Origin of the sequence: Rugamonas sp. DEMB1 (genome assembly GCF_029834475.1) — a bacterium.
Lineage (GTDB): Bacteria > Pseudomonadota > Gammaproteobacteria > Burkholderiales > Burkholderiaceae_D > Rugamonas > Rugamonas rubra.
This window is the reverse complement of record NZ_CP122407.1, coordinates 3125303-3143687: the sequence shown is the minus strand read 5'-3', so window position 1 is coordinate 3143687 and position 18385 is coordinate 3125303. Positions and strand designations below refer to the sequence as shown.

15 protein-coding genes and 2 pseudogenes are annotated in these 18385 nt (G+C 66.2%); 9 read left to right on the top strand and 8 right to left on the bottom strand.

The window, feature by feature from the left end; translation table 11 throughout:
- Positions 1 to 84: 84 nt before the first annotated feature.
- Positions 85 to 615: pseudogene (locus QC826_RS31645) on the bottom strand (DUF4386 domain-containing protein); the annotation flags it as partial.
- Between QC826_RS31645 and QC826_RS14245 the strand changes: the two are divergent.
- Both QC826_RS14245 and QC826_RS14240 read left to right on the top strand, forming a co-directional pair.
- Entirely contained in the window at positions 532 to 720 is a 189-nt protein-coding gene (locus tag QC826_RS14245) for a hypothetical protein (RefSeq protein ID WP_279766167.1), read from the top strand. The pseudogene QC826_RS31645 and the gene QC826_RS14245 overlap by 84 nt on opposite strands.
- Before the next feature lie 123 nt (positions 721 to 843).
- Positions 844 to 1887, top strand: coding sequence for an AraC family transcriptional regulator (locus QC826_RS14240; protein WP_279766166.1), 1044 nt, complete (start codon positions 844 to 846; stop codon positions 1885 to 1887).
- A gap of 53 nt (positions 1888 to 1940) precedes the next feature.
- Here the strand turns inward: QC826_RS14240 and QC826_RS14235 are convergent, their stop codons facing one another.
- From QC826_RS14235 to QC826_RS14225, 3 genes are all read right to left on the bottom strand, one after another.
- A complete protein-coding gene (locus tag QC826_RS14235; protein ID WP_093388992.1) occupies positions 1941 to 2312 on the bottom strand; it encodes a hypothetical protein in 372 nt (123 codons plus the stop codon).
- A gap of 126 nt (positions 2313 to 2438) precedes the next feature.
- Positions 2439 to 3611 carry a hypothetical protein gene (locus QC826_RS14230; RefSeq protein WP_279766165.1) on the bottom strand — a complete coding sequence of 391 codons (1173 nt, stop codon included), beginning with the start codon at positions 3609 to 3611 and terminating at the stop codon, positions 2439 to 2441.
- A gap of 238 nt (positions 3612 to 3849) precedes the next feature.
- Positions 3850 to 4320 carry an Lrp/AsnC family transcriptional regulator gene (locus QC826_RS14225; protein WP_279766164.1) on the bottom strand — a complete coding sequence of 157 codons (471 nt, stop codon included), beginning with the start codon at positions 4318 to 4320 and terminating at the stop codon, positions 3850 to 3852.
- Positions 4321 to 4446: 126 nt separating this feature from the next.
- On the opposite strand from QC826_RS14225, the gene QC826_RS14220 reads away from it, so the two are divergent.
- Positions 4447 to 4773, top strand: coding sequence for a hypothetical protein (locus QC826_RS14220; protein WP_279766163.1), 327 nt, complete (start codon positions 4447 to 4449; stop codon positions 4771 to 4773).
- A 63-nt stretch (positions 4774 to 4836) separates the two neighbouring features.
- On the opposite strand, the gene QC826_RS14215 is transcribed toward QC826_RS14220, so the two are convergent.
- The 3 genes from QC826_RS14215 to QC826_RS14205 all read right to left on the bottom strand — a co-directional run bounded on the left by QC826_RS14215 (position 4837) and on the right by QC826_RS14205 (position 10939).
- Positions 4837 to 6135: an NCS2 family permease gene (locus QC826_RS14215; protein ID WP_279766162.1), complete on the bottom strand. Its 1299-nt coding sequence runs from the start codon at positions 6133 to 6135 to the stop codon at positions 4837 to 4839.
- 194 nt (positions 6136 to 6329) lie between these two features.
- Positions 6330 to 8327 (bottom strand): phytase, encoded by a 1998-nt coding sequence (locus QC826_RS14210; RefSeq protein ID WP_279766161.1) that lies wholly within the window; start codon positions 8325 to 8327, stop codon positions 6330 to 6332.
- Positions 8328 to 8353: 26 nt separating this feature from the next.
- On the bottom strand, positions 8354 to 10939 hold the full coding sequence (locus tag QC826_RS14205; RefSeq protein WP_279766160.1) for a TonB-dependent receptor: 2586 nt from the start codon (positions 10937 to 10939) through the stop codon (positions 8354 to 8356).
- A gap of 539 nt (positions 10940 to 11478) precedes the next feature.
- Here QC826_RS14205 and QC826_RS14200 point away from each other — a divergent pair.
- Together QC826_RS14200 and QC826_RS14195 are read left to right on the top strand one after the other, a co-directional pair.
- On the top strand, positions 11479 to 12474 hold the full coding sequence (locus QC826_RS14200) for a GGDEF domain-containing protein (protein ID WP_279766159.1): 996 nt from the start codon (positions 11479 to 11481) through the stop codon (positions 12472 to 12474).
- Complete coding sequence (locus QC826_RS14195) at positions 12471 to 13496, top strand: AraC family transcriptional regulator (protein ID WP_093388905.1); 1026 nt, start codon at positions 12471 to 12473, stop codon at positions 13494 to 13496. Before QC826_RS14200 ends, QC826_RS14195 begins: the two co-directional genes overlap by 4 nt.
- A 33-nt stretch (positions 13497 to 13529) precedes the next feature.
- Here QC826_RS14195 and QC826_RS14190 read toward each other — a convergent pair.
- Positions 13530 to 13739: pseudogene (locus tag QC826_RS14190) on the bottom strand (VOC family protein); the annotation flags it as partial.
- A gap of 168 nt (positions 13740 to 13907) precedes the next feature.
- Here QC826_RS14190 and QC826_RS14185 point away from each other — a divergent pair.
- The 4 genes from QC826_RS14185 (at position 13908) to QC826_RS14170 (ending at position 18382) form a co-directional block, all read left to right on the top strand.
- Positions 13908 to 14534, top strand: coding sequence for a pyridoxamine 5'-phosphate oxidase family protein (locus QC826_RS14185; protein WP_279766490.1), 627 nt, complete (start codon positions 13908 to 13910; stop codon positions 14532 to 14534).
- A 507-nt stretch (positions 14535 to 15041) separates the two neighbouring features.
- The gene (locus QC826_RS14180) at positions 15042 to 16886 is read left to right on the top strand and encodes an FAD-binding oxidoreductase (protein WP_279766157.1); all 1845 of its coding nucleotides are present in this window, start codon (positions 15042 to 15044) and stop codon (positions 16884 to 16886) included.
- Positions 16887 to 17027: 141 nt separating this feature from the next.
- Positions 17028 to 17417 (top strand): STAS domain-containing protein, encoded by a 390-nt coding sequence (locus QC826_RS14175; RefSeq protein ID WP_279766156.1) that lies wholly within the window; start codon positions 17028 to 17030, stop codon positions 17415 to 17417.
- A complete protein-coding gene (locus QC826_RS14170) occupies positions 17414 to 18382 on the top strand; it encodes an MBL fold metallo-hydrolase (protein ID WP_279766155.1) in 969 nt (322 codons plus the stop codon). Before QC826_RS14175 ends, QC826_RS14170 begins: the two co-directional genes overlap by 4 nt.
- Positions 18383 to 18385: the final 3 nt, after the last annotated feature.

Sequence of the window (18385 nt, the reverse complement as noted above, 5' to 3'; positions counted from 1 at the left end):
GGGCGACACTTGATTGACCTTGACGCCACGGAACAGCAACCACAGTCCGGTGACGATCTCGCTGACGAACATCGGCGCGAAGCCGAACTGGGTCAGCGCCGCATGTTCCGGCAGGATGAAGTTGGTCAGGCTGACCAGCACCACCAGCACCGAGGCGGCAATGCCGAACACGGCCTGCGCCTTCGGCAAATAGGCCGACTTCAAGAACAGGCTGAAGAACAGGATGGAGCCGCAGCTGAAGAACAGGGTCGAGGTGTTGAAGAGGACAAAATGGCTGTGGCGCGCCAGCGTCGTCAGCGCCTGCCACTGTTCCACGGCGCCGCCGGCGCTGTTGAAGGCGGTGTAGATCCGCAATTGTTCGAAGCTGTAGACGAGGGCGACCGCGCCGATGAAGGTTTCGCCGAGTCGGAACAGCAGGGCCATTTGCGCCAGGCGCTCGTTGACCGGCTTCACTGCGACATACAGGCCGTAGGCTAGCGCGATGGTGCACAGCGGCGTCAACACCTGCAGGGCCAGCGCCAGCCGGTATAGATGTTCGGCGGCGCCGGCGTTGCGCGCGGCGGCGGAAAAATCGCCATCGCCGACGATGTCGGCGATGATGAATTCACCGCTCATGTACATGACAATCAGCAGCAAATAGACGAAGCCGGCGAGGCGGGCGTAGAACATCTGTGTGTCGCGAACCGAAGCGTTTTGCGTCATGGGTCTTTCCTTCTGTGATGTTCAAGAAATATAGTATTGTTACAAGCTTGGTAACCCGCCAAGACTATACTGAAAGCACGAGTAAGAACATGACTTTAAGCTTCAATGACATGATCCCAGGTTGCAGCCTGCCCCGAAGCGATGGCTGAGCTGACGGTCGCGGCCGGCGTCGCGCGCGGCTTGTTGGACCTAGCGGTGTCCAGGGGCGCCAACCGGGACGTGCTGGCGCAACGCGCGGCGATCGATGTGGGCGTCCTGGAAGACCAGGACAACCGCGTGCCCTTCGCCAGCTATGTCGCGCTGATGCGGGCCGGCAAGGAGCTGTGCGGCGATCCCGCGCTGGCGCTGCACTACGCCGAGGAGATCGACCTGTCCGAAGTGTCCATCGTCGGCCTGCTCGGCCACGCCTCGGCCACCATGATCGACGCCTTCGCGCAGTTGAATCGTTACGGCCAGCTGGTGGTCGAGGTGGAGGTCGAGGGTGTGGCCGTCGCCGACCGCTTTCAGCTGCTGCCGAGCAATGGCGAGCTCTGGCTGGTCGATACCCGCCAGCGCCCCAACCGTTGCCCCGAGCTGACCGAGTCGACCTTCGCCCGCATGGTGTGCGGCACCCGCCGCTTCGGCGACACGCCGTTCGTCAAGGCGGTGCATGTGACGCATGCCGATCCCGGGTATCGCGCCGAATACGAGCGCATCTTTCGCGCGCCGGTGGTGTTCGACAGCGACAGGAACGCGATGCTGATCGACGCGGCGTGGCTGAGCCATCGCATCGCGCTGTCGCCGCGCTATGTGTTTGGGATCTTGAGCGAGCACGCCCAGGCCTTGCTGAAGAATCTGGAGAACTCGAAATCGACGCGGGGCCGGGTCGAAAGCCTGCTGATGCCGGTGTTGCACACCGGCACCGCCGGCATGGACACGGTCGCCGGCCAGATGGGGCTCAGCCGGCAAACGCTGTTCCGCAAGCTGAAGGCGGAGGGCACAACGTTCGAGAAGGTCTTGGACGAATTGCGTCACGCGCTGGCGCAACACTACCTGGGCGGCAAGAAGGTGTCGGTCAACGAGACGGCCTATCTGGTCGGTTTTTCCGACCCGGCGGCGTTTTCACGGGCGTTCAAGCGCTGGACCGGATTCAGCCCGCGCGACGCGCGGCAAGCCCTCAACGCTGCCGCCGGCGGGGAAACCTGAGCCCGCGCGCGCATGCGGCCGATGCCGTGGACGCGCGCCTGCGGCGAAAGCCATCAAGGCAGGGTCAGGATGACCTTGACGCTGTCGTCCACCGCCGACTTTTCGATGTAGCCGATGGCGTTGAGGTCGGCCACGATGGCTTTCTTGACCTCGGCCGTGGAGTGCATCTCGATCGGCGCGACGCCCTTGCCGGTGAAGACGATCTTGGCCCAGGCCGCCTTGACCTGGGAGATGTCCTTGCCGGAGATCTTCTGGTAGAACTCGGCCCGGATCGGCGACTTTTCCGCCTGGTCGAGCGGCACGAACATGGTCGACTTGCCGAGGAAGAACTGGGACGCCTGCTCGGAGAACATGCGGGTGGCCGGGTTCTTCGGGTTGACGACGACCACAATTTCAATCGCCAGCGCCTGGGCGGCGGCGCACATGAGGCTGAGACCGACCAGTGCGGTCCGGAAAGGCTTGTTCATATATTTTCTCGCTAGAAATCAAGACCGGCAGCCTGCGCTGCGGCCCTGTTCATCAAAATGGCCGTCGAACTCGCTGGTCGGCGTTTAGAACACGGTTTGCCAGGACGCCGTCAGCAGGTCGGAGTTACCGGTGAACAGCCACTTCGACTCGTCCTTGATGCGGTCGTACTGCAGTTTGAAGGCCTGCGATGAGGTGAAGTCCCAGCGGTAGCTGAGCGATTTGGTGCTGTGTTTTTCGGTGCCGGTGGGCCAGTAGGCGGCCCGCTCGCGGAATTGCGACCAGGACAGCATGACCGTGTGGGCGCCCCATTTTCGGCCGCCCGAATAGGACTGGGCGGTGTAGGTGTTCTTGACGGTGGGGCGGTCGATGTAGTTGAGCTCGCTACGCAGTATCCAGTCCTTGTAGTCGACGTTGAGCGAGAGGCCGTAGAAGGATTGGCCGACGTCGTTGACGAAGTCGCCGTTGGCGCCGGTCATCACCGGCGAACGCACGCCGTTGACCACGGCAAAACGCTCGACCACGGTGTGCATGTAGACACCGCGCGCGGTGACGATGTCGTTGCTGACGTCCAGATAACCGCCATACATCTTCTTCCAGCTCTCGTCGATTTTGCTCGAATAGTAGATATTGCCGAGCAGGGTGTTGTCCTTGGTCTTGCGCTGGCCGAGCCAGAGGTTGCCGTTCACGTTCCAATCGCCCACCGAGCCGGAATACAGCACGTTGGCGCCATCGTAGGAATAGATTTGCCAGGCATATAAATCCTGCGACGGTCGCACCCACGGATAGGCGTAGCCGACGTACATATAATCGGAGTAGTAATACAGCGGCAGACGCTTGCGGCCGAGTTGCACGGTCCAAGTGTCGTCTATTTTATAACTGGCGTAGGCCCAATCGGCGTTCAGGGAGCTATCGGCGCCGCGCGCGACCAATTGAACGGTGGCGGAAATTTGCGGTGTGAATTTGAAATTGCCCTGGACTCCGGCTAACGATTCCGGCGCCAGATCGGTCTTGTGATATTTGTAGACGCCGGCGTATTCGTAATTGCTCACGAAGCAGGGGCACTCATAGCTGACGCCCGGCTTGGTGCTCAGGGTGTAGGGGGCGGTGCCACCTTGGCCGGTGGTCGGGTCGCCACTCAGCACGCGGCCGACGGTGACTTGGGCGAAGCCGCTGAAGCTGGTATCGACCGCTTGGGCGGTGGAAGCCAAGGTGCCGAATAGCGCCAAAATTGCCAGTGGTAGTTGTTTCAAGCGCATGGCCCCGTCCTTTTTAATTGGAAATAATAAATTCGCTGAAAACGAATTTACTATTCACAAATGAAAAAATCAAGCTGGGAGGAAACTTATGTCTTTTTTTGGTGAATATTTCAATTTACCATGTTTTATTCCAATATTATAATATTGATTTTTGCGAAACCTAAATAGTGGAATGTTTAGTTAATGTAAAAATTATTATCGGGAAAGTTAATCGAGAATATATGCCCGTCCGGCAGAATCAAGGTTCGACCGAATGCGAGCGCTTCAAGCAGCGCAGGACGAAGGTCGAGCGGCTGTGGCGCAGGCCGGGCAGGCGGTACAGTTTGCGGCGCAGGAATTCCTCGTAGCCGGCGGTGCCCGCCACCGCCACCTTGATCAGGTAGTCGTATTCGCCGGTCAACAGGTAGGCCTCCATCACCTCCGGCAGGTCGGCCAGCGCCTGGCCGAATTTTTCGAAGATCTCGTCGTCGTGGCGGTCCAGCGTTACCTCGATGATGACGGTGTCCGGGAAGCCCAGCGCCTTCTGGCTGAGCAGGGCGGTGTAGCCCTCGATCACGCCGTGCTCCTCCAGCGCGCGCACGCGGTTCCAGCAAGGCGTGGTGGACAGGCCGACCTTTTCGGCCAGCTTGGTGTTGCTCAGGCGGCCGTCGAGGCGCAGTTCGCGCATGATGCGGCGGTCGATTTCGTCGAGTTGGGCTTGATGGTCCATGGGTCTTTGTCGGTGAAGTAGAATCTTCCAATAAATGGCTATTGTATGGTGTTTTCTTCTTCATTTGATGCCATTTCGCATAAAGCATGGAAGCCTATTTTTCTGCTGGCTGGCTATAGTGGAGGCATGAATACTTCCACTTCCCCCCATAAAAAGGTTTTCCGCTTCTGCGTGGAGAACGACGCCGCCATCGCCACGCTCGAGGGCGCGCTGGCGATTATTCGCCGCTTGGGGATCGATTTGTGCAGCCTGCGCACCAGCGCGGGCGAGCAGGGTATGGAGGTGCAAGTGCGCTTGGCGGCGGCGGAGGAGGAGCCGCTGGTGCTGTGCCGCATGCGGCTGCACAATGTGGTCGGCATCCTCGGCATCCGCGAGATGCCGGCGGTGGCCAGCGCAACGATGTTGCGGCGGGTGCCGGCGGCGGGGCGGGAAGTACGGCGCAGCGCGGCCTGAGGTGGCGCGCCGTGGCGGGCCGGCGCCCACTAACAGCTGTCGTGGGCGGCGGCGGTGAGCGTATTAGCCCTTCAGGTAGGCGTACTTGAACAGGAAGACCGCCGCGATGACCCAGACCACCGGCCTGACCTGGCGCGCGCGGCCGGTCAGCAGCTTGAGGCCGGCGTAGGTCATGAAGCCGAAGGCGATGCCGTGGGCGATCGAGTAGGTGAAGGGGATGGCCAGCGCGGTGATGGCCGCCGGCACGCTCTCGGTGGTGTCGCTCCAGTCCACCTCGGTCAGGTCGCGCAGCATCAGGCAGGCGACGAACAGCAGTGCCGGCGCGGTGGCGTAGGCCGGCACCACGCCGGCGATCGGCGCGATGAACAGGCTGGCCAGGAACAGCAGGGCCACCACCACGGCGGTCAGGCCGGTGCGCCCGCCCGCCTGCACGCCGGCCGCGCTCTCGATGTAGGCGGTGGTGCTGGAGGTGCCGAGCAGGGAGCCGGCGACGATGGCGCAGCTGTCGGCCATCAGCGCCTTGTTCAGGCGGACCATTTTGCCGTCGACCAGCAGGCCGCCACGGGCGGCCACGCCCATCAGCGTGCCGGTGGCGTCGAACAGCTCGACCAGGAAGAACACCAGCACCACGTTGAGGATGCCGACCGAGAAGGCGGCCTTGGGGTCGAAGGCGAACAGCGTGGCGTCGATCGACGGCGGCAGCGAGACGAAGCCGTGGAAGGTGTTGCCGCCGATGAAGAAGCTGAGCACGGTGACGGCGATGATGCCGATCAAAATCGCGCCCGGCACGCGCAGGCGGTCCAGCGCGACGATCAGCAGGAAGCCGGTGATGGCCATGACGGCGGCCGGCTTGTGCAGGTCGCCCACCGAGACCAGGGTGGCCGGGTTGGCGACGACGATGCCGGCGCTCTTCAAGGCGATCAGCGCGAGGAACAGACCGAGGCCGACGGTGATGGCGCTGCGCAGCGAGTGCGGGATGCCGTTGACGATCTGCTCGCGCACCTTGAACAGGCTGACCAGGATGAACAGGCAGCCGGAGATGAACACGGCGCCCAGCGCGGTCTGCCAGGGCACGCCCATGCCCAGCACGACGGCGTAGGCGAAGTAGGCGTTCAGGCCCATGCCGGGCGCCATGCCGATCGGGTAGTTGGCGTACAGGCCCATGATGAGGGTGCCGACGGCGGCGGCCAGGCAGGTGGCGACGAAGACGGCGTCCTTCGGCATGCCGGCGTCGGCCAGGATGGTCGGGTTCACGAAGATGATGTAGGCCATCGTCAGGAAGGTGGTGAGGCCGGCGATGAGCTCGGTGCGGACGTTGCTGCCGTGCTCTTTGAGCTTGAAGAATGTATCGAGAGTGGACAAGTGCGTCTCCGTGAATTTGCCAGTGGTCCCGCGCGCGCGGGCCGATAGGATATCACGGATGGTGATGTGGCCGGCGTTGGGGCGGCCGCCAACGCCGGCGCGGGCCGGCAGCTCCGGCAAAAAAACCCAGTGGCGCGGACGTAGGGTCAGACCCTGAGGGTCTGACCCTGGCTTCGGCGTGGCGTGCCGACGCGTTAGTCCAGCTTGAGGGCGCGGGCGACGTCGTCCCAGGCGACGTACTTGAAGTTCTGCGCGCCGTCGGGCAGGCGCTTGTAGCCGTCCTGCACCACCAGCATGCCCTTGGCGTAGGCGCCGCCCAGGTTGGCCGAGGTGACGTCCAGGCCGTCCGTCTCCGAGGTGCCGTCGATGCCGGCGGCCAGGTTGAAGCCGATGCGGAAGCCGCCGCGCACCTTGTACGGCGGCCGCGCGTCGAGCACCACGTAGCTGTTGCTGCCCTGGCTGGAGACGACCAGGTAGTCGGCCTTGGCGCCGTGGTACAGGGCCATGCCCTCGACGTCGGCGCTCAGATGCGGGCCGACCGGCAGCGCCATGGCCAGCGCGTCCGGCTTGGCGGCGTCGGCCGAGGTGACCCACACGCCGCGCTTCTCCTCGCCCAGGTACAGGCGGGCGTTGCGGTCGTCGGCGACGCAGCCCTCGGGCTGGCTGGCCACCTTGAACTTACGCAGCAGCGTGCTGGCGAAGCGGCCGTCCTGGCGGCCGATGCGGTACTGCAGGAAGGTGCCGTCCTTGTCGTTGATGAAGACCTCAAGGCCGCCGGCCGCCGGCTGGTAGGAGCAGATGCCGTAGATTTTTTCCAGCCCGGTGGGGAAGCGGGCCGCCTCGCTGACTTCGCCGTTGGCGTCGATGTTGAACAGCACCAGGGTGTTGTCGTCGCGCTGGGTGGCCACGGCCAGGTCGTAGCGCTGCTGGTCGATTTGCACGTTCTGGCGCAGGTCGACGTTGTTCAGGCGGCCCACCTCCAGCAGTTGCAGCTGCTTGCCTTGCAGGTCGTAGACCAGCAGGCCCTGCTTCTTATTGGTGCCAAGGACGCGCGAGGCGGAGCGGTCGGTCGGATGCAGCCAGATGGCCGGGTCGTCGGCGGCGTCGCCGGGGCGGGCCATCGGCTCGGTCTGGGCGCGCGGCTCGATGATGGGCAGCGGTGCCGCCTGCGTGGCCGTGGCCTTGGGAAGCTGCCAGGCCAGCGGGCGGATCTGCCAGGACTTGGCGCCTTCGTCTGGCAGCAGCAACTGCGCCAGCGGCTGCGCGCGCGCCGGCGCGGTGGCGGAACCGGTGCCGGCTGCTGTTGCTGCTGCTACTGCTGCTGCGCTTCCAGTACGGCCACCTGCGGCGGAAGCCGCATCGGTGCCAGTGCCGGCACCGGCGCCGAGGTGCACGGCCAGCTGCTTGGCGCCGCCCACGCTTTGCCGGCCGACGGCTTGCCACACGCCGTCGCGCTGGCGCAGCAGGTGCAGCGTTTTGCCCTTGGCGTCGAGCAGGGCGACGCCGCCGCCCGGCAGCACGGCCAACGCGCCGGCGCCGTCCTCCAGCTTGCCGTAGGGCGCGCGCAGGGCCACCGGCTCGCGGCTGCCCACGCCTTCGGCGTCGGCGTCGTAGGCCCACAGGCCGACGCCGCTTTCGCTGACCAGCAGCGTTTGGCTGGCGTCGTCGACGCGGCAGTGCTTGACGTGCGGTGGCAGCGCCAGTTTGCGCACCAATTGGCGCTGCTCACCGTGCAGCACCCATTGTTCCGCCTGGCCGTCTTTGGCGATCAGGAACAGGTGGTCGAGCTGCTGCGCGTCGCGGAACAGGCATGCGGACTCGATGCCGTGGCTCGGCGCCGGCAGCTGCGCTTGTGGGCGCAGCTGGCCGGCCTTGGTGTTGGCGACGATGATCTGGGCGCGGTTGGTGTTGGCATCCAGGACCATGGCCAGGGCGCCGTCGGCGTGGCTGCGAATGTCGAGCTGCTTGGCGCGCATCGGCAGCGCGGCGCGCTCCTTGCCTGCGGCGTCGAGCAGGTGCAGGCCATGCTTGTCCAGGGTCAGCCAGCCGCCGTCGGGCAGCGCGGCCAGCTCCTGCGCGCGGGCGGTGGCGCCCGGCGTGTGTTGGACGGCTCCGCCGGCGGCGAAGGCCGGGGCGGCCAGCAGGGTCAGCAGGGTGGCGCCGATAGCGCTCTTAATAGTATGGTTGCTCATTTCAGTCTTCTTCGTTGTTGTGGTGGTTAGAACAGGTTGGCCTTCAGGCTGATCTTGTAGGTGCGGCCGTACTGCTCGAACTGGGCGTTGTGGCCCTTGCTGCCCTGGTAGACGTAGTACTTCTCGTTGTTGATGTTGGCCGCGTCGAACACCAGTTGCAGCTGTTTGTTGATCTGGTAGGCGAAGGAGAAGTCGAGCTGCTTCTGCGTGTCGACGATGCGGTCCTGCGCCGGGTTGAGGATGTCGGCGCCCAGCTCCAGCAGGTAGGGCGACTTGTAGTTGAGCGCCAAGCGGGTGCTGACGGCGCCGCTCTCGTAGCCCAGCATCAGGTTGAGCATGCGGTCGGACTGGCCGGGCATGTCGATGCTGCGGCCCAGCGTGGTCTTGGCGGCCAGGTCGTAGCGGGCGATGTGGGCGCTGGAGTCGGACCAGGTGCCGTTGGCGCCGACGATCAGGCGGTTCCACGGCGCCGGCAGCATGCGCAGCGGCTGGCTGTAGGACAGCTCCAGGCCGCGCACGCTGGCCGTGTCGCCGTTGGCGAAGGAGGTGGCGGTGGTGTAGCCGGCCCACTTGCCAGTGCCGGCCAGGTTGGTGGTGTAGGTGAAGTTCTTGATGTCCTTGTGGAAGAGGTAGGCCGAGACGGCGCCGCCGTCGGTGCCGAGCATGCGCTCGATGCCCAGGTCCAGATTGGTCGACTTGAGCGGCGCCAGGTCCGGGTTGCCGATGCTGGCCTCGGTGGCGCTGGCCAGGCTGACGCCGGGCGCCAGCTGGCTGAAGTTGGCGCGCACCACGGCGTGGGTCCAGGCGGCGCGCACGCTGGTCTTGTGGTCGACGTCGTAGCGCAGCTGGGCCGAGGGCAGCCAGTTGGTGTAGGAGCGCTCGCGCTGCAACGGCGTGACGACGGCGCCGCTGACCTGCGAACCGGCGGCCTCGAAGCGGGTGCGCTCGGCGCGCACGCCGGCCAGCAGGTGCCAGGCGTCGAGGGTCAGGCTGTCCTGCACGTAGGCGGCGTCGATGTTCTCGTTCATCTTGTAGTCGTTGATGGTCGATTCGAGCGCCAGGCGGGCGGCGTTGCGGTCCAGCCCGGCGACGCGGGCGCGCACCAGCGCCGGGTCGATGGCGCTGCCGATGCGGCCGAGCGGGTAGTCCAGCTCCCGGCCCTGGACGAAGCCGGCCATCGCCACGCCGCCGGCGCCCCAGTAATTGGGGCTGGAGCTCTTGGCGCTGTTGTACTGCCACTGGTTGGTGTCGTTGGTCTTCTCGCGGCGGCTGGCCTTGAGGCCGAACTTCAAGGTCGAGCGGGCCTGGCCCAGGTCGAACTCGTGGCTCAGGTCGACGCGGGCCTGGTTGGCCTTGTCGGCCGAGTAGCGCTGCTGCAGGCTGATGGCGTTCAGGCTGTAGTTGGCCGGGTCGTAGATGCTGTTCGGCGCCACCAGGTGGGGCTGGACGCCGTCGGTGAAGCCGACGCCGGCGAAGTTGGCGGTGCCACGGAAGCGGCCGTCGTTGAGCGCCTCCGGGGTGTCCTCGTCGGCCTTGTTGGCCGAGCCGGACAAGGCCAGCTTCCAGTCGCCGAACTGCTGCTCGGTGCCCAGCACGAAGGAGCGGATGGTCTGGGTGTATTTGCGCTGGCGGACGCGGCGCTCGGCGCGCGCGCTGGCGCTGGCGCCTTCGGCCACGGCGCCGCCGGCGATGTTGCTGATGGTCAGACGGTCGCGCACCTCGTCGTCGCTGAAGCGGCTGAGGAAGCTGCGCAGGTAGAAGCTGCTGCCGTCGGCCGGGCGGTAGTCGAGGTTCAGCGCGAAGGCGTTGCGCTCGCGGACCGGCAGGTAGTCGCGCAGCTCGAAGCCGCCCAGGCGCTCGCCGTCCCAGGCGCCGCCGGTCTCCACGTTGTCCGAGCCGAACTTGCGTTTTTCCAGACTCAGGCCGGCGGCCACGCCCAGCTTGCCGTCCATGAAGCGCTGCGCGCCCAGCAGGGAGGCGTTGGGGCTGGTTTTGCCGGTGTTCTGGTCGTAGCTGGCGCCGGCGCTGGCCGACAGCAGGCGGCCCGGCAGGTCGAAGGCGGACAGCGACTTGACCTCGACGGTGGCGCCCAGCGAGCTGGCGTCCTGGTCCGGCGTGAGCGTCTTTGTCACCTCCAGCGAGCGGATCAGGCCGGCCGGCAGCACGTCCAGCGCCACGGCGCGGCGGCCCGCCTCGGGCGAGGGCACCAGCGCGCCGTTGATGGTGACGTTGTTCAGGTCCGGCCCCATGCCGCGCACGGTGATGTAGCGGCCCTCGCCCTGGTCGCGCTGCACCGACACGCCCGGCAGGCGGGCCAGCGCCTCGGCGGCGTTCTTGTCCGGCAGGCCGCCGATGTCGTCGCTGCTGATGACGCTGATGATGTTGTCGGCCTTCTCCTGCGCCGCGATCGCCTTGCTCATGGCGATGCGCTGGCCGGTGACGACCACGCGCGAGCGGTGCTCGGACTCGGCGGCGGCGGCGCCGTCGGCATCGGCCGCGTTGGCGACGGCGGCGTGGCCGGCCAACAGGGTCAGCGCGGCGACGGCCAGGACGGACAGGCGGCAGCCGTGTGCTTCGCCGCGGGTGGAGGAGGGCAGGTTCATAGAGGTCATGGTGAGGTCTTGGAAAAGAAGAAAGTGGCCGGATTCTAGGCAGCCAATATGTCCGTCCCGTGACACGCGGCGGCGCCGCCACGGCGAAAACGGCCGTGGCGGCCCGTTTAGCGTGGTGGCAGCGCGGAGATGAGCCGGATTGACCCGGCGAAGCCACCGATTGCGTCGGTTTAGCTCGCATCGACGCCGCCCGTCACGCCGCCAAGTCATAAGGCGGATGGACGCAGAAGGCACGCCAGCGGCAACGACCCAGGGTCAGACAGCCGGGATCAGCAGCAGCCGGGGTCAGCAGCCGGGGTCAGCGCCGACATTCGGACACGGACTGGGCTGTAGAGCGTTTCGGCCGTATGGCGCCTATTGTTGAGGTCGTGTCTGAATGTCGGTATCTGACCCCGGGGGAGGGGGGGGATTTTTCGTCTGCATCGGTGAGCTGTTTGCACCTGTTGCCGAGACGCGACGGCGGCGGCGCTATTGTCATCGTGCCGTCATCAAGCGCCGCTATGCTGCGGCACCACCCATTCCACTTGCCCTCCGCCACCATGCTCCGTCTGCACCGCCTCACCCTGTTCTCCGCCGGCCTGGCCCTGGTGGTCTGGTATCTGCTGTACGCCAATATAGGCACGGCCAAGCCCTTCTACCACTGGAAGTGGATGGACATCGTCAGCGAGGGCGGCACCGCGCTGATGGCCGGGGTCTGGCTGCTGTTCACCCTGAGCAGCCGGCCCGGCGGCCGGGTGACCAATCTGCTGGCCGGCGGCCTGGCGGCGATCATGCTGGGCTCCTGGGCCGACTGCCTCGACGAGTTTTTCCACATCGGCAAAGAGCAGATCTGGGACAATTGGCTGGAGGCGCTGGTGCCCTGCGGGATGCTGCTGCTCACCGGCGGCATGTATTACTGGCGCCAGGAGCAGATCCGCCTGAACGACCACCTGCGCAAGCGCGAGCGCCTGTTCCGCGACCACCGCGCCTTCGACCGCATCACCCAGCTGGCCAACGCCGACTACCTGCGCGACCAGATCCGCCTGGAGCAGTCCGCCCGGCCCGGCGTCGACTGCGCGCTGGTGCTGCTCGATATCGACCGCTTCCACCTCATCAACCGCGAGTTCGGCCAACAGGAGGGCGACCGCGTGCTGCAGGCGGTCGGCCACATGCTGCTGCTGAACCTGCGCGGCGACGATCTGCTGTGCCGCTACGCCGGCGACCGCTTCGCCATCCTGATGCCGGACACCGCGCTGGCCGACGCCGAGGCGCTGGCCAGCCACCTGTGCGCGATGGTCGGCCAGATGCGCCACCACGGCAAGGCCGGCCGCGTGCCGGTCAGCCTGCGCCACGCCTGTTCGATGGCCGACGCGGAGCCGGACGCGCTGCTCGGCGCCCTGAGCCGCGCCGTCGAGACGCCGGCCGCGCGCACCGCCGGCATGGTTGACAGCGGCGCCGCCGCCAGCTCCGGCGCGGGCGCCGACGCCTACCGTGCCGGTGGCCACGGCGGCGCGCCAGCGGGCGGGCATCCGCCGCGCGCCGCCGCGCCGGCATGATCGCCTATCGCGGCGCGGGCGAGGCCTGCATCGCCGCGCAGCACCAGCCGGCGCTGGTGCTCGACTACGCGCGCAGCCGCGACGCCGACGGCGTCCACCTGCTGCGCGACACCGGCCTGGACGCCAGCGACATTCCCGCCGCCGGCCGCGCCGTCAGCCCGCTGCAGTACGCACAGCTGATCCGCAACGTGCTGCGCGAGCTCGATAGCGCCGACACCAGCTTCATGCTGGGCCAGCAGATGCTGCCCGGGCACTACGGCGAGATCAGCCACGCCCTGCTGCACGCGCAGACGCTGCGCCAGGCGCTGCAGATCCTGTGCGAGTTCGCCAGCCGCCTATGTCCGCTGCTGCGGCCGCGCTGGCGCGAGGAGGGCGCGCTGGCCGTGGTGTATTGGATGGACAGCTTCGGCCTGCCGGCGCTGCGGCCGGCGCTGGTGGAGATGCACATGACGGCGCTGGTGGCGATGTGCCGCTGGCTCAGCGGCGAGCGGCTGCCGTGGCGCTTCTGCTTCAACCGCGCCAGTCCGCGCCACACCGAGCAGCACCAGGTGCACCTGGGCCAGGAGCTGCGCTTCGACTGCCACCTGGACGCCATGCTGATCGACGCCGCCTGGCTGGACCGGCCCTGGCCGCGCGGCAGCGCGATGGCCGCCTCGGTGGCGCTGCGCGCCGTCGAGCTGGAGGCGGCGCGCGCGCCGCTGCATCCCGGCCTGCTCGACGCGCTGTACGACTTCCTGCTCGAGCGGGTGCGCGGCGCGCCGACCTTGGAGCTGACGGCGGCCGCCTTCGACGTCAGCCCGGCCACGCTGAAGCGCCACCTGCTGCGCCACGGCAGCCACTTCCAGGCCGAGCTGGACCAGGTGCGCACCCACGTCGCCATCTACCTGTTCCAGACCCGCCGCGCCGACAACGACACCGTCGCCGCCTATCTCGGCTTCCACGACGCCACCAACTTCCGCCGCTCCTTCAAGCGCTGGACCGGGCAGACGCCGGGGCTGCTGCGGGATGCGCTGCACGTGTGAGGCGCGCGGCGGAGTGGTCGGAACGGTCAGTCGAAAAACTGCATGCCCGCGTAGGGGTTTGCCCTGCATTGGGCTAGTCGCGAGCTTAACCAACGATAGACATAGCCATAGTTCGCCGAGGGAGAGGTATGCGCCGCCATCCCAGGCGGCTACGGCGCGGAAGCCTAAAACACGTGTGTAAAAGTCTAGGCTTCTCGCCAAGTTAGTGACGGCGAGAGTAAGGTGATTAATACCTGTAAGCACGGAAGTCCTTGAGTCGGAAGCCTTGAGGAGGTAATCTTAGCAAAATAGCAGGGGCATTGCTTGAAGGCCGACATCGGCCGGGAGCGGTCGTTCGAGCGGTGTTCGCAGCGCCAAAGCTCTGCTAAGTCAGCGTTCCGGGTTTTTATAATGAGGAGGTAGACCAACGTGATCCAGCTTGACCCTAGTTATGCCGTCTCAGATATCGATACGCTTGAGAGACTTTATGGTGCGCCCGCTGCTGCATCGGTTAAGAAGGAAGTCGCCTACGTGCATCCACAGTATCGGAAATTTATCGAGGCTGCGCCCTTTGTACTCCTCGCAACAAGTGGATCAGAGGGAATGGATCTGTCGCCGCGAGGCGACTCGGCCGGATTCGTCCGCGTTCACGATGCGAACACCTTGCTCCTACCGGACCGGCGGGGAAACAACCGGATAGATAGCTTGCGCAATATTCTTCATGACCCGCGCGTTGCTCTCCTGTTCGTGATACCTGGGATTGGGGAAACACTTCGGGTTGTGGGCAAAGCATCGATCCACCTCGACCCAGACTTGCTTACGACGTTTTGTGTTGATGGGAAGCCCCCTCGGTCCGTGTTGGTGATCAAGGTTGAAGCTGTTTTCTTCCAGTGCTCCCGTGCCGTGCTGCGCTCGAGCCTATGGGATCATTCTAGGCACGTCGCCCGGGATGATCTGCCGAGTCCAGGGAAGATTCTTGCGGAGGTGAGTGATGGGGCAATTGATGGTCTAAAGTACGATGCTGACTTGCCCGAGCGCCTAAAATCCACTATGTACTGACGATTTTGGTCGACGAGATTTCATCTCCACCAAATGGTCGCGATCCGGCGCGCCGATGGCAGCATGATCGGCTGGATCGACCCGCGGGCTTGACCGGCGGCTGTGGGGCGGAAGCCACTGATCGAACGAATAGTTTTCCAAGCTTTAGACCTTATTGCTAGCAATAGTGGGTGGCCTGGAAATTGACAGCATCCGCTTCATACCCAGCTGAACCAATAGCGCACAGAAAAATGCGAAACCGAATGCAATGGCAATCGATTGTTGGCGTAAAAGCATAGACAAGGTGAGGCAGAAGACCGCAAAGCCCCACCGTAACAGCTTGAGTTGTAGGTCCGCTCGGCCGAGTGCCGGCTCACCCCAACATATCCCGACTCGCCACATTTCGTTGGATAAGTCCGCCGTTTGCCCTTACTCTGAGTCCCGTCATGCCAATTTGCCAAGTCGCCAGCACTGCGGCACGCTGCGCATGCATTCGACGGTTTCAGACTCTTGTTTAAGGACGGCTCTGTGAAAAGAAGAAATTTGCTTAAAATGGCGGCGCTGCCGCTGATCCCCGGCGCGCTGTGGAGCGGCTTCGCCGGCACGGCGTGGGCCGCCGCCATGTCGAAAAAGCTCACCCGTTCCCGCGTGCGCCCCGGACAGCCCGGCTGGCCGTCGGCGGCGAGCTGGGAGGGTTTGAAGAAGAACGTGGAGGGACGCTTGCTCAAGCTCGCGCCATTTTTCGCCGGCTGCGAGGCAGACGCCGGCGGCCCGGCCTGCAAGGACGCGCTGACGCACCTGGCGAGCGCCTTCGACATCGGCGACCAAGCGGCCTTGACGCAGACCAGCGGCTGGCTCGACGCCTGGGCCTCGCGGCCAAGCGCCTACGCGCTGGCCGCCAAGAACACGGCCGACATCGTCGCGGCGGTGAACTTCGCCCGCGAACACAATCTGCGCCTGGTCGTCAAAGGCGGTGGGCACAGCTACCAGGGCACCTCGGACGCGCCCGATTCGCTGCTGGTGTGGACGCGGCAGATGAACCATGTGACCCTGCACGCCGACTTCGTGGCGCAAGGCTGCGCCGGCTCGGCCGCGCCGCAGCCGGCGGTCAGCCTGGGCGCCGGCGCGATGTGGATCGACGCCTACGACGCCGTGACCACGCGCGGCGGCCGCTACGTGCAGGGCGGCGGCTGCACCACGGTCGGCGTGGCCGGGCTGGTGCAGAGCGGCGGCTTCGGCAACTTCTCCAAGATGTATGGGACGGCCGCCGCCGGCCTGGTGGAGGCGGAGGTGGTCACGGCCGACGGCGCAGTCCGCATCGCCAACGCCCGCACCAATCCGGATCTGTTCTGGGCGCTCAAGGGTGGCGGCGGCGGCAGTGTCGGCGTGGTCACCCGGCTGACCTTGCGCACGCGCGAGCTGCCGGAGACCTTCGGCGCGGTCTTCTTCACCGTCAAGGCGTCGTCGGACGCGGCCTATCGCACCTTGATCGCCAAGCTGGTCGCCTTCTACGCCGGCGCGCTCTTCAACCAGCACTGGGGCGAGCAGATCGGCTTCAACACCGGCAACAGCGTCGATGTGGCGATGGTCTTCCAGGGCCTGAGCCAGCAGCAGGCGGCGGAGGTGTGGGCGCCCTTGCTGGCCTGGTTGCGCGGACGGGAGGAGTATGTGTTCGAGAAGGAGCTACAAGTGGTGGCCTTGCCGGCCCGGCATTTTTGGGACGCCGACTTCTTCAAGAAGCACGCGCCCGGCTTCATGGTGGCCGACGAGCGGCCCGGCGCGCCGGCCCACCATGCGCAGTGGAAGGGCGACTTGGGCGAGGCCGGCTGGTTCATCCACGGCTACAAGTCGGCGTGGCTGCCGGCGTCGCTGCTGGGGATGGACCGCCAGGCCGATTTGGCCGACGCGATATTCCGCTGCACCCGCCATTGGCGCGTCGGCTTCCACTTCAACAAGGGGCTGGCCGGCGCGCCGGCCGCCGAGATCGACGCGGCGCGCGACACGGCGACGAACCCGCAGGTGCTGGACGCCTTCGCGCTGGCCATCATCGCCGGCGGCGCCGGGCCGCAGTATCCGGGCATGCCGGGCGCCGCCGCCGATCCGGCGCCGGCCAGGGAGCGCGCGCGGGCGATCGGCAGGGCGATGGGCGAGCTGTTGGCGGTGGCGCCGGGCGCCGGCTCCTACGTGTCCGAAAGCGACTATTTCCTGGCCGACTGGCAGGCCGCCTTCTGGGGCGGCAACCATGCCAGGCTGGCGCGGGTGAAGGCGCGCTACGACCCGGACGGGCTGTTCTTCGTGCGCCACGGCGTGGGCAGCGAGGGGTGGAGCGAGGACGGCTTCACCCGCCTGCCGCGTCCGGCGCGGCGGGGCTAAGCGCGGGGTTGTTGCATGCTGCGGGGAAAGATGCGAAAAGGTAACTAGCTGCGGCGCCGATTTGCTACACTTATTTGCACCGCAGCCGGCGGCCCGCCCGCCGGCGCACGTCCCCCAACCGCAGACCGCAGGGTGTATACAATGATGGAGTTCTCGCCGCAGCAGGAGGGCAGGGTGCTGGTGCTGACCCCGGCCGGCCGCGTCGACCAGGCCCACGTCGACGACTTCCAGCTCGCCCTGGCCGGCTTTCTGCCCGGCTGCACGGCCGGCACGGCGCTGCTGCTGGACCTGTCCAAGGTCGACTTCATCAGCAGCATCGGCCTGCGCGCGCTGATGCTGGCCATCCGCCAGATCAAGGCGCAGGGCGGGCGCATGGCGCTGGCCGCGCTGTCGCCGCTGGTGCGCGAGGTGTTCGGCATCAGCCGCTTCGACATGTTGTTCGAGATTTTTCCCGACCGCGCCGGCGCGCTGGCCGCGCTGAACCTGCCGACCGCGTCCAAGCCGCCGGCCGGGCAGGGCGGGACGGCATGAAGGCGCGCATTTGGGGCGCGCGCGGCTCGCTGCCGGTGGCGCTGAACCACAAGCAGGTGCGCGCCAAGCTGGAGACGGCGCTGCGCGGCGCCATCGGCCGCCAGCTGGACGACGACGCCAAGATCGCCGCCTATCTCGACGACGAGCTGGGCTTCGAGGTCAGCGGCACCTACGGCGGCAACTCCAGCTGTGTCGAGGTGGAGGTGTGGGACCCGGCCAGCACGCGCGAGCACATCATCCTCGACATGGGTTCCGGCGTGCGCCAGCTGGCCGGCGCCAAGCTGGCCCGCTACGGCGCCGGCAATCCGCAGACCTACCATGTGTTCATGTCCCACCTGCACTGGGACCACATCATGGGCTTCCCCTTCTTCACGCCGGCCTACATTCCGGGCAACCGCATCATCTTCTATGGCTGCCACGAGCAGCTGGAGACGGCCATGCGGCGCCAACAGGAGGCGATCAGCTTCCCGGTCAGCTTCGACCAGCTGGGCGCGACCATCGAGTTCCGCTGCATGCTGCCGGGCGTGGCGCTGGAGATCAACGGCCTGCGCGTGACGGCCAAGCTGCAGCTGCACGCCGGCGACTCCTACGGCTACCGGCTCGAGCACGGCGGCCGCGCCATGGTCTACAGCACCGACTCGGAGCACAAGCTGGGCGACGTGGAGGCCGGCGCCGCCTTCGTCGAGTTCTTCCGCGACGCCGACCTGGTCATCTTCGACGCCATGTATTCGCTGGCCGATTCGATCTCGGTGAAGGCCGACTGGGGCCACTCCAGCAACGTGGTCGGCGTCGAGCTGTGCCAGCTGGCCGGGGTGCGCCAGCTCTGCCTGTTCCACCACGAGCCGATCTACGACGACGCGCAGATCGGCCGCGTGCTGGCCGAAACGCGGCGCTACGCGCAGATCACCGGCGAGGCGCCGTTGAAGATCGTGTCGGCCTATGACGGCATGGAAATCGAGCTCTAGGCG

Coding starts and splice junctions, on each gene's coding strand:
- QC826_RS14200 (WP_279766159.1), top strand. CDS start 11,479: ATGCTCCGTCTGCACCGCCTCACCCTGTTCTCCGCCGGCCTGGCCCTG.
- QC826_RS14220 (WP_279766163.1), top strand. CDS start 4,447: ATGAATACTTCCACTTCCCCCCATAAAAAGGTTTTCCGCTTCTGCGTG.
- QC826_RS14235 (WP_093388992.1), bottom strand. CDS start 2,312: ATGTGCGCCGCCGCCCAGGCGCTGGCGATTGAAATTGTGGTCGTCGTC.
- QC826_RS14175 (WP_279766156.1), top strand. CDS start 17,028: ATGATGGAGTTCTCGCCGCAGCAGGAGGGCAGGGTGCTGGTGCTGACC.
- QC826_RS14230 (WP_279766165.1), bottom strand. CDS start 3,611: ATGCGCTTGAAACAACTACCACTGGCAATTTTGGCGCTATTCGGCACC.
- QC826_RS14205 (WP_279766160.1), bottom strand. CDS start 10,939: ATGACCTCTATGAACCTGCCCTCCTCCACCCGCGGCGAAGCACACGGC.
- QC826_RS14170 (WP_279766155.1), top strand. CDS start 17,414: ATGAAGGCGCGCATTTGGGGCGCGCGCGGCTCGCTGCCGGTGGCGCTG.
- QC826_RS14240 (WP_279766166.1), top strand. CDS start 844: ATGGCTGAGCTGACGGTCGCGGCCGGCGTCGCGCGCGGCTTGTTGGAC.
- QC826_RS14195 (WP_093388905.1), top strand. CDS start 12,471: ATGATCGCCTATCGCGGCGCGGGCGAGGCCTGCATCGCCGCGCAGCAC.
- QC826_RS14210 (WP_279766161.1), bottom strand. CDS start 8,327: ATGAGCAACCATACTATTAAGAGCGCTATCGGCGCCACCCTGCTGACC.
- QC826_RS14245 (WP_279766167.1), top strand. CDS start 532: ATGTTCGGCGGCGCCGGCGTTGCGCGCGGCGGCGGAAAAATCGCCATC.
- QC826_RS14225 (WP_279766164.1), bottom strand. CDS start 4,320: ATGGACCATCAAGCCCAACTCGACGAAATCGACCGCCGCATCATGCGC.